Here is a 14,491-nt window from a genome sequence, read left to right on the forward strand (position 1 = left end):
CGTAAATTACTTGGAAGAAGAAAATGTACGAAAGGTTTCTGCTAAACCATCTATGAGATCTGTCGCTAATAAGTCAAACGTTGAGTGGTTATAGGCCGTCAAACGTTCTGCCGTCTTCCCATGAACCATGCAACCATTAGCCAGCGCGTCAAACACCGAATCTGATTGAAGAACCATGGCAAGCAGGATACCCGAGAGAGCATCACCACTCCCTCCTTTGGCCAGCCCTTCATTTCCGGAAGTTTCCACTCGCTGTTCCCCCTGAGGAGTAGTAATAATAGTCGATGGTCCTTTGAGAACAACGTAGACACCGTTTGCTTTTGCAAATTCACGGGTTATCGCAAATGGAGAATCCAATATCTCCGCGATGGAACGTTCGGTCAGATGAGCAAATTCACCAGGATGCGGGGTAAGGATAACAGGATGAGGGTAATCCCTGCACCTGTTCAGCCGTTCTTTCACATGATAGAGACCGTCAGCGTCAATAACAAGCGGCCCTTCGGCATGAGTGAACAGTTCATCCATTTGAACAGAGAATCGCTCACTCCTTCCTAAGCCCATTCCGACAGCAGCACCATCATATGCAGACCAGTCCACCCTTTTCCAATCGTTAATAACGCCCTCTCTCTCTTCCAAAGGATGAAACATCGCTTCTTGAAGGTACGGGGCAATCATAGGTATTGCACTCCTCGACGTCGCAATCGTCAACAGGCCGATTCCACTTCGTAAAGCCGCTCTGGCCGTCATAGCGATCGAACCCGGCATAGAAAAGGACCCTCCAATGACAATTCCTTTTCCATGACTGCCTTTGTGGGAATCGCCAGTCCGCTGAGGGAATGTCTGCCCGGCGTCTTCCTGCTGCCACCATTCCCTCCCCGGGTCTTTAACGAGATGATTTGGGAGGCCGATTTCCACCGTATTCCACTCTCCATAATAAGGGCTTGTCGATTGCAGAAAAGCGCTCATTTTTGGAGCTTCCAGGACGCACGTGTAGTCTGCACGCACCCCGTTAAAATTCTTCGTTCCTTCATCTGCCGGGACACCGCTCGGGATGTCGACTGAAATGGTATAAACCGGTTGCTTGTTGAGGATTTCCACGACTTGGTCTAATGGGGGACGGAGCGGTCCCTGCACTCCAATCCCTAAAATCGCGTCAATCACAACGTCAGCCTGCTTGATCGACTGCTCTAAGGAAGCTGTGTCCTCCATAACATAGAGCTCGTACCCTGAATTTAAATACATCTTCTTATGAGAAAGGGCATCACCTTTTACTTTTTCATCGGGAACGACCTGCCATGCCTCGACCCGACAGCCTCTGTTCCGCAGCGTCCGGGCAATAACAAACCCATCTCCCCCGTTATTCCCACCTCCAATCAGAACTGTAATCTTCTGGTCGGCCGAAACTTTCTTTTTCACATCCTCACAAATCGCTCGTCCAGCATTCTCCATCAGCGTAACGCCGCTTACTCCAACTGTTTGAATAGCAACTTGATCTCTTTCATACATTTCTTGTGCGGTCACAATATCCATTCGTTCCCTCCTACCCGCATTACCATGCTATGACTAAATCTATGTAAATATGTCCACTACCGTTCTTCTAGAATTACCTGAGCTACTGCATACTGTTCACTGTGGGTAATAGCGACCCAAATAGAAAGCCCGGAATATGCGGCTGCCTTTATGTAAGGGGCACCATTTTCCCCGGGCAGAACCTCAATATCCTGAAAACTTAACGTACCTATACCCGTTCCTGCCGCTTTAGCAAACGCTTCTTTGGCTGCAAATCTTCCTGCCAGAAATTCTATTTTCCGGTGTTCATTCAATTGTTCGTAGCGGCCGTGTTCTTCTTTAGTTAATATTCGTTGAACAAAACGATCATTACGCTTTATACTTTGTTTAATACGATCTAGTTCTATCAGATCAATTCCAATCCCTTTAATCATAGTCATCTTCCTTTACATTTTTCATTAGTATACCCGATCTTTTCTCTGGTCAAAAAGCATACTCATTTTGAAAATGGCTTATATTGATTAATAACCCTTTAAATGAAGGAGCACACGCGATGTTTGTCCGAACAGAAAGCTTTCAAGAATTTATTAAATTTTACCCCATTGTATCGGGACTTGTAGCTATCCATTTATTGCTATGGCTTTGTATTGATGTGCTGCAGTTCCCTTTTGCCATGCAGATTTTACGAGAAGGCATAGGAAATAATTATTTAGTCGGCCAGGGTGAGTACTGGCGGCTGGTAACGCCTATTTTTCTACATGGCGGCTTCGCGCACGCCTTATTTAATTCGTTCTCTCTTGTTTTGTTTGGTCCGGCACTGGAACAGATGCTGGGAAAAGCTAAGTTTATCCTCATGTATCTCACAGCAGGTATAGCCGGAAACATTGGAACGTATTTAATGTCCCCGGACGCTTTCTATCAGCACCTGGGTGCTTCAGGTTCAATCTTTGGGATCTTCGGGGTTTATTTGTTTATGGTGTTGTACCGTAAATCACTCATTGGCTATGCCAACACTCAAATTATCATGGTGATTTTTGTGCTTGGCCTGCTAATGACCTTTTCCCGCCCTGGTATTAATATTTGGGCGCATTTATTCGGATTGATCGGCGGGTTTGCTGTTGCTCCTCCGCTTCTTAAGAAGGCGCGCCCTTTTTCCATCTGGCAAAATCGGGCCAAGTTCGCTAAACAGGATCAAAACGACATCGGATTTAATCCCAACCGCTGGAATAAACGTTCAAACAGTACTTGGAAGAAGTATGGTAAATATATTCTTTGGGGCATTATTATCTTTCTAGTTCTGCTTGCTTTTATTTAGTGTTTTAAGCGTCAATAAGGTAACGCACACCCCGTGTTAGAGCTTTACAACCCTTCTTACGGAACAGCCTGAGCCCGATCTTTGCGATCGGGCTCAGGCTGTGTATAGGCATAGTTTCAATGGTTCCTCCATTAGAATTTTGAGAATAGGAGCAAGAAAAAAGCGCCGCTTTCCGAAGGATGTCGTCACTACTTCGCTCAATACAAGTTTTAAGAACTATCGAAGAAGGGTTTTAGAAAACAGCATGTCTCTTACATGGAAGGAATGGTCACACTTTCGAGATAGTAGTGAAGACTATGGTTTCTCAACAATTAAAGCCCGATCATTTGCGATCGGGCTTTTTTTAAAGTTATTTATTTAGTGTTGTTTCGTCCTTTATTTTGAAAGCCTCGGTTGCCTTTCCCTTTATAATTTCGGGATTTGTTGCCGTGCTTGTTGTAAGGGCGTTTTCCGTCTTTACGATAAGGCTTCTTGCCGCCGCCTTTTCCTTTGCTGCGCGATGCCCCTTTAACACTGATCGGCTGAACAGAAGATAAGCGGACAGGAACCTCACTACGTTCCTTCGTCATCATTTTCAACGCTGCAGCTATTAAATCAGAAGCATCATACTGCTCTAATAGTTCACTGGCAGATTGCTGATACTTTTCCAGACCCTGGTGGCCTATGGTTTCAATCAGTTTCTCCACAGCAATTTGCTGCTGCCCGCGGCGTGCTTCATCAGATGATGGTACGCTGCGGCGTTCTACTTCCTTCTTCGTCAGCTTCTCAATTAAGTTAAGCTGCGCTTTTTCACGCGGTGTGACAAATGAAATGGACTTCCCTTTACGTCCCGCTCGTCCTGTGCGGCCGATACGGTGAACATAACTTTCAGGGTCCTGCGGGATATCAAAGTTATACACGTGAGAAACCTCTGAAATATCAAGCCCACGTGCCGCCACGTCAGTTGCAACAAGGATTTCGATACGGCCTTTTTTGAACTTATTAAGAACAGACATACGCTTGCCTTGTGTTAAGTCACCGTGAATTCCTTCCGCACGGAAACCGCGAGCCTGTAGGCCGTCAGATACTTCATCAACACGGCGCTTCGTACGACCGAAAACAATGGCTAAAGCAGGTGCATCAATATCCAATAAACGAGTTAACGTATCAAACTTGTGCTTTTCTGGAATTTCAATATAATATTGCTCAATATTTTCTACAGTCATTTCCTTCGCTTTTACTTTAACCTCTTCAGGCTGTTTCATAAGCTTCGTCGCGATATCGCGAATCTCTTTCGGCATAGTTGCAGAGAAAAGAAGGGTTTGACGATGCTCCGGAAGAGATTTAAGAATATCACGAATATCATCAATAAAGCCCATGTTGAGCATTTCGTCAGCTTCATCCAACACAGCCGTGTGCACATTCTGAAGCTTAATCGTTTTACGGCGGATGTGGTCAAGCAGGCGTCCAGGCGTAGCTACCACAATGTGATTATCCTTTAACGCGCGTATTTGACGGTCCATGTTTGAGCCGCCGTAGATCGGCAGTGCACGCACGCCTTTATTTTTCCCAAGACGGTTGACTTCTTCTGCCACCTGAATGGCTAGTTCACGAGTAGGAGCAATAACAAGCCCCTGGACAGAACGAATGTCTTTATCGATTTTCTCGATCATCGGGATTCCAAAGGCCGCCGTTTTTCCTGTTCCTGTCTGCGCCTGACCGATAACGTCTTTGCCTTCCAACCCAAGTGGAATCGTCTGTTCCTGAATTGGGGTTGTTTCTTCAAATCCCATATAATCTAATGCTTTTAGTACGGGTGCTGATAAACCTAATGAATTAAATGTTGTCACTATACTTTCATACTCCTTTTTTATATAAAGTGAAACCTCCACCTGCGTTCGCAGTGGCCAGTTAAAATATTACGCGTCTAACCGTTTGAGGCTCGTCTTCCACTTTATTGCTTGAAGTATGATAAGCCTCTATGCTGTTAGACCCGAAATGTAGAATTTAGTTGTTACAACAAGTAAAAAAAGCCCCCAGTCCTGAAATTCCGGAGAGGCTTCGACATACCTGCCTGAACGATTCTTCCATCATAACACACATAACTGTATTAATTCTACACATTTTTATTATGCTTTTCAAACCTAACAATGATAAAATTATAAGAAACGGAGATCAATAAAGAAGACTGTACGTCTCCGATGCATTCAAACGAAACAGGCATTGGAACTGTCAATTTCCTACTCACTAAAAGGAGGACCGTATATATGGATAAACCTCCATTTCACCCCATTATATTACTAATAATCGGCGTCATCTCAATTTCAACCTCAGCCATATTTGTAAAATTAGCTGGTGACGCTCCATCTTCCATTATTGCTTTTTATCGGCTGATCTTAGCCGTTGTTATTATGGCACCTTATGTTTTTGTTAAACACGCAGCGGACTTAAAGGAAGTGGCCGGCAGGGACTGGGTCTGGGCTGCTGCGTCCGGGGTATTCTTAGCTCTCCATTTTATTTTGTGGTTTGAATCATTAAATTATACCTCGGTTGCAAGCTCGGTTGTTCTCGTTTCAATGCAGCCCATCTTTGCTTTTATCGGAACGTTTTTATTTTTTAAAGAGCGATTCTCAGCTGGAGCAGTCTTAAGTATGATCATCGCGATTACCGGTTCGGTTATTATCAGCTGGGGCGACTTTCAGATCAGCGGGACCGCCCTATACGGAGACCTGCTGGCTTTAGGCGGAGCGGTAATGGTGACAGGCTATTTCTTAGTCGGCCAAAGCCTGCGCAAACGCCTATCGATGACATCCTACACATTTATCGTCTATCTTGTCGCTTCCGTAACGCTTCTTATTTATAATGTTGGGTTAAATGTGCCTTTTGGAGGGTACTCAGGAAGCCAATGGCTGATATATATAGGTCTTGCCATCATCCCAACCTTCTTTGGCCATTCGTTGTTTAACTGGTCCTTACGCTGGGTCAGTGCTTCCAAAATTTCTATGAGCATTTTACTAGAACCTGTGGGAGCTGCGATCTTAGCGTTTGTCCTTTTAGGAGAAAGGATTTCCTGGTCTCAATGGCTAGGCGGCTCCATCGTAATCTTCGGTCTCATGCTGTTTATCATCAGCACGAAAAAAATGATGAAACCAAAGCTTACTCACTATTCAGACAAGTCCTGACAGCGGGGTATCTGTTATAATATAGTAAGATAGAGAGTATGATCATTCAGGGAGAGCAGGTGAAGGAATGACGATTCAATTGATTATTGACGGAGGAGCCGATCTTCCCCAGCATATGATTGAAGAACACGACCTTAAAGTGGTTCCATTAAACATTCACTTTGGTGAAGAGCAGTATAAAACAGGCGTGACGATTGACCTGCCCACCTTTTATGAAAAGCTAACAGCTGCAAAAGAGCTGCCCACTTCCTCGTCTCCAAGCCCGTATGACTTTTATGAAAAGTACAAGCAGGTTGATAACAGCACGCCGATTCTTGTATTGGCTTTAACTCAAGGGTTAAGCAGTACATACGACAGTGCTGTTATGGGAAGAGATATGCTTCTGGAAGAAGAGCCTGAGCGCCGGATTGCTGTACTGAATACGAAGACTGCATCATGCGGAATTGCCCTGCTTGTGCATGAAGCCGCGAAGCAAATTGAAGCGGGGCATCAGTTTGACGAGGTTGTTCTTCATATGGAAGGAAAAATCGAGCAAACAACCACACTATTCATTCTGAAAACGTTAGAAAACGTCATTAAAGGCGGTCGTTTAGATAAAGTTAAAGGAACAATCGCTAAAACCTTGAATATTAAGCTGTTAATGAAAGAAGAAGAAGGAAAGATCGAAGTGAGCGAGAAGATTCGAGGGGATAAAAAGTCCCTTCGCCGCTTTGTCGAGCAAATCGGCGAATATGCTCACCATTTCGAAGATAAAGTAATTGCTATGTCTCATTGTCATGACGAAGAACGGGGCCGTGCCGTGCTGAAATCGATTAAAGAGAAGTATCCGTTCAAAGATTCAATGTTCACTGAAATGGGACCGTTAATCTCAACGTATGCAGGTGAAGGCGGTCTAGTTATTGCCTTCTTTAAAGATTAAGTCCATATTTTCTTAAGTAAATTTGGATCCAATTTCTCTTTTGTCGCGGAAGATCAACAGCTCTTGATAGAAACATAAAAAAGCAAACAATCATCTGATTGCTTGCTTTTTTATTTATTGTGATCGTCTTCATAATGGCAGCGGTCCAAGTGCAGAGCCGGTCACCACGACCGTCTGAGCTAATTCAGCTCCCAGCTGCTCGTAAAGTAAAAAATAAGAACATCATGCGCTGTCCAAAGCGGTCAACAACCCGTCCCATTAAAAACAAAGTAAAACCTGCACACAGGGTGGCCGTAGAATATAATCCAGAAACAGCTGACCTGGTATAATCGAAATCTTCTATGTAATAATCAATAAAAATAGAAATTGAATATGTTTGGCCTGGTCCCGAGAAGAACACACCGAGACCTGCCACAAAAACAATTATCCACCCATAATAAAATGGAGTGTTTACAGGTGGACGCCCCTTGTTATTTACCATAAATTAATTCCTTTCATAAGCATACTCCCCCAGAAAGCGCCATACTTTCTCACATAATGTGTCGCGATCATTATCGTGACAGACTAAATGCTTTGAATTTGGCAGAAATACAACTTCTTTATGAGAAGCCCCTATTTCCTGCTCCAAAAAGTTGGCCGCTTTACTCGGTACCGTGCCATCCATCTGCCCCTGCATAATTAGCGTCGGACACTTTACATGTTGAAGATAAGGTTTCGTAAACTCGACACATTTCATAAATTCAAAACTCGATAAAAAGTGGGTCTGGGTCACCTTTGCCTTATAACGTACAAACAATTGATTCTCTAGCAGCGACCCCTTCCACGCATCAGTAACGATGCCAAAAGTGTCTTTTACCAATTGAGGAAAACTGATGTATTTTAAAGCCGCTGACAACAGGACGAGCCGCTCAACTTCATATTTGGCCGCCAAATATGAAGCAATCATGCCTCCCATCGAAAACCCTATAATAAGAATTGTATCATGATGTCGCTTTAAATCGAGCAGTGCCAATTCAGCTGCGGCAATCCACTCTTGATAATAATGCCCCTTCAGATGAAGTTCCTCCCCATGCCCGGGCAGCGTCGGAACACTAAATTCCCAATCTGTTTCCGCTTGTAAATACCGGACTAGAGGCTCAATTTCTGTAGGACTTCCTGTATAACCATGGATACATAAACAACCTGTACTCAATGCTCTCACCATCTTTGTTTAACGTATGTAAAAAAAGACTGCGGATTAGCGCAGCCCTTTCACAAAGGTGCCGATCCCTTTAACCATAGGTGATACCTGCTGGATTGTTTGAACTACCTGCCCGGTTGTGTTCATCATTTTATCAATATCCAACTGACCATTCTCATCCTGGAAATAAGTCATCATTTTCTTCTTCTGCATTCCAAATGGTCCATTATTATAATAACCCGGATAACCGTAGCCTTGCATAAATGGTGCTTGCATTTCTGGCTGAACCGGCGGTTGATACATGTTCGGATCCCATCCATACGGCACATGATTCTGAACTTCGTTATAACTGCGGTCGATCGCCTCGTTTCCATATGGTGAGTAAGGCGGCTGCCAATAGTATGGGTTGTACGTTGGATACATAGAAGGACCCCCTTTACGTTTAATACTATAGGCTATGAAGACGGGGGTAAAAAAGTGTAAAAAAAAACAAGTGAACATCTATCACTTGATCGATTAAGAGAAATGGATTGTATCTGTACTTTGAAAGCGTCCGGCATCCTCAATCCCAAGCACCCTCTTCAAACTGCGCTCCTGATAGCCCAATACTTTATCGTCACCGATAAACGTAGCAGGCGTGCCGTAAACCTTCTGCTGCTGCAATTCTTTAAAATACGACCTATTCTGGGTTACGTTTTTCTCTTTATAGTCAATTCCCCACTCATTTAACTTGGAGAGAACTTTTTTACAGTGGGTACAATGATCACTCGTATACACGACTACTTCTTGTTGACTCATTGGTGACCTCCTCTTCCTTACTTTCACCTAGTTCTATAGACTCACTACTAATATAGATACCCGGTTACAAGGGATGTAAACTACAAATTTACAAAAAAATGTCTTTGGCTCTAATACTCCGTGTACAGCTCTTCATCCGATAACATCTCCGATCGTACCTTCGTATAAATCAACTCCGAATTTCCTTTGAGTTAAACCCCTGAATCCTCTTTACCGTTTAATGTTAAACTTCCATTTCTTTTAAAGTAAAACAGTCCCGAAATTGCCTGAAGGATATTTTTTACGGGCAGCGAACTTACTTATGTAACAGAGAAAGGAGAGAGTTGTTATGGCTGTTTATATGCTGACCGGGTTTCCAGGCTATCTGGCCACAAATTTAATCAAAGAAATCTCAAACCAAAAGGCACCCATTGAGAGACTTTACCTTCTTTACCACCCATCTGTCAAAAAAACTGCAGACTTTGAACGTGACAGGCTAGTAAAAGAAAGTTATCTCGCTGAAGAGGATGTGCAGCTTATTGAAGGGGATATCACGAAACGCTGCCTCGGATTATCGTCTTCACAGTCTTCTTCTCTTCTAGCTGAAGTGACTCATTTCTTTCATTTGGCTGCTCTTTATGATTTGGCCGCTCCTTTCCTCCCCTCGTGGAGAATTAATGTAGATGGAACCCGTAACGTTCTTCAGTGGCTTGAGCATTCCGGGAATCTGCAGCATTTTATCTATTTCAGCAGTGCCTTTGTATCAGGAAAACGTGCAGGTAAAATTTTTGAAGAAGAGTTAAAACATCATGAAGGATTCAAAAACCATTATGAATACACGAAGTATGAGGCGGAACGGTTAGTTCAGCAGTCCAGAGCCTTAATCCCTTCTACAATCATCCGTCCTGGTATTGTGGCAGGGCATTCTCAGACCGGGGAAACGATGAAGTTTGACGGGCCTTATTTTATATTGAACCTTTTACATCTATTAAGGAACCTGCCGCTGATCCCCGCTTTTGGAAGAGGAGAGGTGTATATAAATATTGTCCCGCAGGATTACGTGACCAAAGCTGCAGCCTATCTAGCCCACAACAAACCTAGTATTCATAAGACTTATCACCTGACAGATCCTCATCCTTATACTGCTCACGACCTTTATCACTTATTTACAAAGCATTATCTCGGACGCGAACCAGCCATCAACCTTCCACTGCCTTTTGCAGAATCAGCTCTTTCGCTAAAATCAATCCGTCGATTGGCTGGAGTTCAAAAGCAAGCCCTGGCTTATTTCACCTGTGCAAGTGAATACCAGCAGGAGCAAGCCCTGGCGGATTTAAACGACGCGCGTATCAGCTGCCCGGACTTAAAAAGCTATCTCCCCGCCTTAGTAGAGTATTATTCTCATCAACGTAAAGACGCACATAAACATCTTGCCATTTTATAAAGAAATCAGCCTGCATCGACACAGGCTGATTTCTTTATTCTTTTATCCATTTAGCATATAGTTTTTCAATTTGATCGTTCAATTCAACTCGAACACATGGATCCTTTTCGTTTGCAGCACATTCTTCCAAATAAACAATTCGATCTTCATAGCTTTGAGAAGAATAAACCTTTTTATTTCCCTCTTTCACTTCAGCCCCGCCGGCTTTCGTTTCCAAGAGTGATTTCCAATGCCCATTTGTTTCTTCATAAGTACCGATGCAGCGATGCAGCTGGCCCTCGACCAAATAAGCTGTTTCAGGAAAACATGCATTCATGAAATGCCGGTCGTGAGAGACACAGATAACAGTTCCGGTAAACCGCTGCAGCGCTTCTTCCAGTACTTCCCGGGACTCTACGTCCAGATGATTCGTTGGTTCATCCAACACGAGCAGGTTGATGCCTTGATGCATAAATACTGCAAGTTTTAGTCGCATTCTTTCCCCGCCGCTCAATCGAGAAATCTTCTGAAACACATCATAGCCATAAAACATGAACGCAGCCAGCATGTGTCTGGCCTGTTCCTCGGTCACAGTAATATGATCGCGGAAATAATCAATCAGACGCAGCTGCTCAGTACCTGCGTGGAGAGGATTCTGCGGCAGATAACCCACATTCACTGATTCTCCTGTCTTTGCCCTTCCCCCGTCAGGAATTTCCACACCAAGAATAATCTTAAGCAGCGTTGACTTGCCGCTCCCATTCGCTCCTACAATCGCAAGCCGTTCCTGATAACGCAAGTGAAGATCAACACCCTTGAGTATAGAAAGCCCGTTGTACTGTTTCATCACTTGTCCAAGCACGATTACGTCGCTGCCGCTTCTACGAGCTGCTCTTAAAGAAAGACCCATTTTCGCCGCATCCATCACAGGTTTGTTCAGCCTATCCATGCGTTCGAGGGCACGCTCCATGCTCTTAGCTTTCTTAAACAGTTTGGGATTCGGAGGAGTCGCTTCGTTTGCCCATTGACGGAGGCGGCGGATAGCTTCTTTCATCTTTTTAATTTTCTTCTGCTGTTCCTGATATTGATGGAACTCGACGAGAAGCTTCTCCTCTTTTTGTTTTTCAAAGGAGGTGTAATTCCCCTGATATCGAACTGTTTCACCTTCTTCCAAATCAACAATCGCTGTCACCACGCGATCAAGAAAGACGCGGTCATGAGAAATAATACACACCGCCCCTTTATATTTGTGTAAGAAATTCTCCAGCCACTCAATCGCGTTTAAGTCAAGATGGTTCGTCGGTTCATCCAATAACAGAACGTCCGGCTTCTCTAATAAAATTTTTGCTAAAGAAAGTTTCGTTACTTCTCCTCCGCTTAAGTGGTGAAATGGCTGATCCAGCAGCAGAGAGACTTTAAGTCCATGGGCGATCTGGTTAATGGATGATTCCATTTCATAGCCGCCCTGTTCGGCAAAAAGCTGCTGCAGTTCTCCATAACGGGTTAAAGCTTTTTCCATATGATCTGGGTTCTGCATCTCACGTTCGAGCTGCTGCAGATTGTCTGCTATTTGAGTCAATTCAACGAAAGCGGAACGTAAATAGTCTCTGCCTGTTCCTTCAAAATGATCAGGGATTTGTTTTAAACAACCGATCGTCAGCCCTTTTTTTATAAAAAGGTCACCTCCATCCAGTTCTTCCTCTCTCGTCAGCAATCGAAAGAGTGTGGATTTGCCGCTGCCGTTGCGGCCGACTAATCCAATCTTGTCTTCTTCCTTTAATTCAAAGCTCAATGACTCAAATAATATTTTACCGCCTACCATTTTATAGGCGTCTTTTAATGTGATATTCATTTTATAAAATCCTCCTAAAGACAAAAAAAGCCAGAGGTCTCGGGACCTCTGACTTTAGAATCGTGATTTATCAGGTATGAGACGCTGTCTATTTCCATTATTTAACTGCCATTTTGGACACACTTGCCCCTTGTACAGTTAAATCATGAAAAAGCGCACGATTGATATAAAGCAGTTCGCGATCAATAACGTGCTTCGGCAGCATCTTCATCCCTCCTTTTGTCCTTAGTTACATTCTATTATACCTTAAATCAAATGTTCGTCTAGTCTATTTGCTGATCCGCATATGTTCCCAGTTTTTTCAGTAATTCAATGGCCTGCTTCTTCTCTACTTCCGTTAAACCGGCAGTGATTCTCTCAATTTGTTTCCAATGGTCGGGAAAAATGCCATGCAGCAAGTCTTTCCCTTTCTCATTAATAGAAGCATACGTAATCCTGCGATCGTTCGGACATGGTATACGCTGGATAAAACCTTTCTGCTCAAGTTTGTCCACAACGTACGTAATACTGCCGCTGGCTAATAGGATCTTTTCACCAATTTTCTGAAGCGGTTGCTCCCCTTCATGGTACAGCAGTTCCAGCACACCGAACTCAGTCGGATTCAATCCGTACCGTTGAATGTCTTCTTTGACCAAATCAGCAATGGATCGCTGTGCTTTCGCCAGTACAACAAATAACTTCAGCGATGGATCCTGCTTCTTTCGTTTGTAAGATTCATGTTCGTCCATAGATCTCTTCCTCTCATCCTACCCTTAGTTACGTATAATATATCAGAGAACGTAAGCCGGCAAAAGCAAAACTAAATACTTCTTCATAAAAAATCCGCTTTTAAAAGCGGATTTTTAGTGAATCCTATTCAACAATTAACGTAGACTGCATATCTTCATGCCCTTCACCACACGGTACGCTGCACTCAATCGTATACTCTCCCGGCTCTTCAGGAGTAAAAGTAGTAGAACCTTCTCCTTCCATATTAACATCAAACTCATCGATCGCTATCCCGTGCGTTCCTTCTTCATTCGTTAAATTTACCGTAACCTCTTCTCCGGCTTCTACAGTATATTCTGACTGGTCAAATTCAAAGTTCGTTGCTGAAATGTCAAGGTTATTGCCTGAAGCACTCTCTTCCCCGCCGTTTTCTTCCATTTCCTCTGAACCTTCATCTGAACCAGTGTCTTCTTCCGATCCCCCACAGGCGGCCAGCACAAAAACGAGACTAAGCATCAGTGACATAAGTATCTTTTTCAACATCGAGCCTCCTCCTTTGTTTTTCGAGTGGTTCTCTATAGTCCGCTTTTACCGTTCATTTCCATTAGTAAACCTGCCCATATTCTCAACAGCCGCGGGATCAGGAGTTAAAAATGTAAAATGATTCGAAAGTACTTGAATATTTGAAGGAGTCGTGCTTTTAATCTCTCCATCCATATCTACTTTCTGCTGAGGCTCAACATCAATTTTAATGTCTTTTCCTTGCAAATACGTCAGCTCCTGAAAGTTTTCAGGTTCTGACCACGGTTTATTCATCGCTAGAAGCTCTCTAAACAGGGTTAAATTAGAATTTTTTATAATCAGAAGATCAAGCATACCATCCTGTGGACGGGACTCCGGCATGGGCACCTCTCTCGTCCCCACAAAACGTCCGTTCATCACAAGAATCATGACAGCCTCGTCCCTCAGTCTCTCTCCATCAACTTCTACGGCAAACTGAAAGGTTTCTGCCTGATTCATTGTTTTAAAAGCACTAATGAAATAACTGAGTACTCCGAAACGATCCTTCTGTACTTCATCAATATTGCTGGAGGTTTCCGTAATTAACCCGATACCCCAGAAGTTCATAAAATAGTGATCATCAGCCTGTCCAATGTCCATTTCTATTTCCTCACCCTTGATCACGGCTTCAGCAGCCTGTTTCAGCGGCTGAGGTGTTCCGAGTACACGGCTGAAGTCATTGCATGTACCTCCTGGAAGAACACCGATGACCGGTCTACTCGATTCCTCCGCTAAGCAATTAATGCATTCATGAAGTGTTCCATCGCCCCCTAAGATAAAGAGGACATCGACGTCCGGCCCGTAGTTGCAGCACGTTTCTTTAAATTCCTCAAGAGTCTCAGTTTGTACCACTTGCAGCTCTTTTATTTCCTTTGTAATGACAGGCAGCGTCTCTGTCAGGTTCTGTTCTAACTCACCGTTACCGGCACTGCCATTATAGATGAATAATCCACGATTATAACGAGGCACTATTTCTCCTCCTTTTCCCTTGATCCGTCTTATTATAATTTCCTGTTTTCCCCTGCATCAAACGTTCCCCCTTTCGGTACACAGAGGTTTACCATTTACGCAAAAACTTATATACTA

Annotated in this window: 16 protein-coding genes; 4 read left to right on the forward strand and 12 right to left on the reverse strand. The window is 43.6% G+C overall.

All coding sequences use genetic code 11. The annotated features are described in order from the left end of the window. Window positions 1–6: 6 nt before the first annotated feature. Together C1A12_RS19150 and acpS are read right to left on the reverse strand one after the other, a co-directional pair. On the reverse strand, window positions 7–1,530 hold the full coding sequence (locus C1A12_RS19150; protein ID WP_101846607.1) for an NAD(P)H-hydrate dehydratase: 1,524 nt from the start codon (window positions 1,528–1,530) through the stop codon (window positions 7–9). 56 nt (window positions 1,531–1,586) lie between these two features. Beyond that, entirely contained in the window at window positions 1,587–1,943 is a 357-nt protein-coding gene (gene acpS, locus C1A12_RS19155) for a holo-ACP synthase (protein WP_101846609.1), read from the reverse strand. A 119-nt stretch (window positions 1,944–2,062) separates the two neighbouring features. On the opposite strand from acpS, the gene C1A12_RS19160 reads away from it, so the two are divergent. Then, window positions 2,063–2,824: a rhomboid family intramembrane serine protease gene (locus C1A12_RS19160; RefSeq protein ID WP_101846611.1), complete on the forward strand. Its 762-nt coding sequence runs from the start codon at window positions 2,063–2,065 to the stop codon at window positions 2,822–2,824. A gap of 353 nt (window positions 2,825–3,177) precedes the next feature. Here C1A12_RS19160 and C1A12_RS19165 read toward each other — a convergent pair whose 3' ends face one another. Beyond that, the gene (locus tag C1A12_RS19165; protein WP_101846613.1) at window positions 3,178–4,653 is read right to left on the reverse strand and encodes a DEAD/DEAH box helicase; all 1,476 of its coding nucleotides are present in this window, start codon (window positions 4,651–4,653) and stop codon (window positions 3,178–3,180) included. A 417-nt stretch (window positions 4,654–5,070) separates the two neighbouring features. Here C1A12_RS19165 and C1A12_RS19170 point away from each other — a divergent pair, with 417 nt between their 5' ends. Together C1A12_RS19170 and C1A12_RS19175 are read left to right on the forward strand one after the other, a co-directional pair. Beyond that, window positions 5,071–5,985 (forward strand): DMT family transporter, encoded by a 915-nt coding sequence (locus C1A12_RS19170; protein ID WP_101846615.1) that lies wholly within the window; start codon window positions 5,071–5,073, stop codon window positions 5,983–5,985. A gap of 67 nt (window positions 5,986–6,052) precedes the next feature. Next, window positions 6,053–6,904, forward strand: a complete 852-nt coding sequence (locus C1A12_RS19175; RefSeq protein WP_101846617.1) for a DegV family protein — start codon at window positions 6,053–6,055, stop codon at window positions 6,902–6,904. A gap of 184 nt (window positions 6,905–7,088) precedes the next feature. Here C1A12_RS19175 and C1A12_RS19180 read toward each other — a convergent pair whose 3' ends face one another. The 4 genes from C1A12_RS19180 to C1A12_RS19195 all read right to left on the reverse strand — a co-directional run bounded on the left by C1A12_RS19180 (window position 7,089) and on the right by C1A12_RS19195 (window position 8,882). Beyond that, window positions 7,089–7,385, reverse strand: a complete 297-nt coding sequence (locus C1A12_RS19180; RefSeq protein ID WP_235001683.1) for a hypothetical protein — start codon at window positions 7,383–7,385, stop codon at window positions 7,089–7,091. Between the two features lie 3 nt (window positions 7,386–7,388). Further along, entirely contained in the window at window positions 7,389–8,096 is a 708-nt protein-coding gene (locus C1A12_RS19185) for a carboxylesterase (RefSeq protein WP_235001684.1), read from the reverse strand. A gap of 45 nt (window positions 8,097–8,141) precedes the next feature. Beyond that, window positions 8,142–8,507, reverse strand: a complete 366-nt coding sequence (locus tag C1A12_RS19190; protein WP_159462235.1) for a YppG family protein — start codon at window positions 8,505–8,507, stop codon at window positions 8,142–8,144. Between the two features lie 93 nt (window positions 8,508–8,600). Further along, complete coding sequence (locus tag C1A12_RS19195; RefSeq protein WP_101846624.1) at window positions 8,601–8,882, reverse strand: glutaredoxin family protein; 282 nt, start codon at window positions 8,880–8,882, stop codon at window positions 8,601–8,603. A gap of 328 nt (window positions 8,883–9,210) precedes the next feature. On the opposite strand from C1A12_RS19195, the gene C1A12_RS19200 reads away from it, so the two are divergent. Beyond that, a complete protein-coding gene (locus tag C1A12_RS19200; protein ID WP_101846626.1) occupies window positions 9,211–10,305 on the forward strand; it encodes an SDR family oxidoreductase in 1,095 nt (364 codons plus the stop codon). Between the two features lie 34 nt (window positions 10,306–10,339). Here C1A12_RS19200 and abc-f read toward each other — a convergent pair whose 3' ends face one another. The 5 genes from abc-f to C1A12_RS19220 form a co-directional block, all read right to left on the reverse strand. After that, window positions 10,340–12,136 (reverse strand): ribosomal protection-like ABC-F family protein, encoded by a 1,797-nt coding sequence (gene abc-f / locus C1A12_RS19205; RefSeq protein ID WP_101846627.1) that lies wholly within the window; start codon window positions 12,134–12,136, stop codon window positions 10,340–10,342. A gap of 97 nt (window positions 12,137–12,233) precedes the next feature. Further along, complete coding sequence (locus C1A12_RS21580) at window positions 12,234–12,341, reverse strand: RAxF-45 family protein (protein WP_304441656.1); 108 nt, start codon at window positions 12,339–12,341, stop codon at window positions 12,234–12,236. A 58-nt stretch (window positions 12,342–12,399) separates the two neighbouring features. Next, entirely contained in the window at window positions 12,400–12,864 is a 465-nt protein-coding gene (locus C1A12_RS19210; RefSeq protein ID WP_101846628.1) for a MarR family winged helix-turn-helix transcriptional regulator, read from the reverse strand. Window positions 12,865–12,988: 124 nt separating this feature from the next. Continuing rightward, a complete protein-coding gene (locus tag C1A12_RS19215; RefSeq protein WP_235001685.1) occupies window positions 12,989–13,387 on the reverse strand; it encodes a cytochrome C oxidase subunit II in 399 nt (132 codons plus the stop codon). A 45-nt stretch (window positions 13,388–13,432) separates the two neighbouring features. After that, window positions 13,433–14,374 (reverse strand): YegS/Rv2252/BmrU family lipid kinase, encoded by a 942-nt coding sequence (locus C1A12_RS19220; RefSeq protein ID WP_101846630.1) that lies wholly within the window; start codon window positions 14,372–14,374, stop codon window positions 13,433–13,435. Window positions 14,375–14,491: the final 117 nt, after the last annotated feature.

Source organism: Halobacillus sp. Marseille-P3879, assembly GCF_900240285.1.
Taxonomy (GTDB): domain Bacteria; phylum Bacillota; class Bacilli; order Bacillales; family Halobacillaceae; genus Halobacillus_A.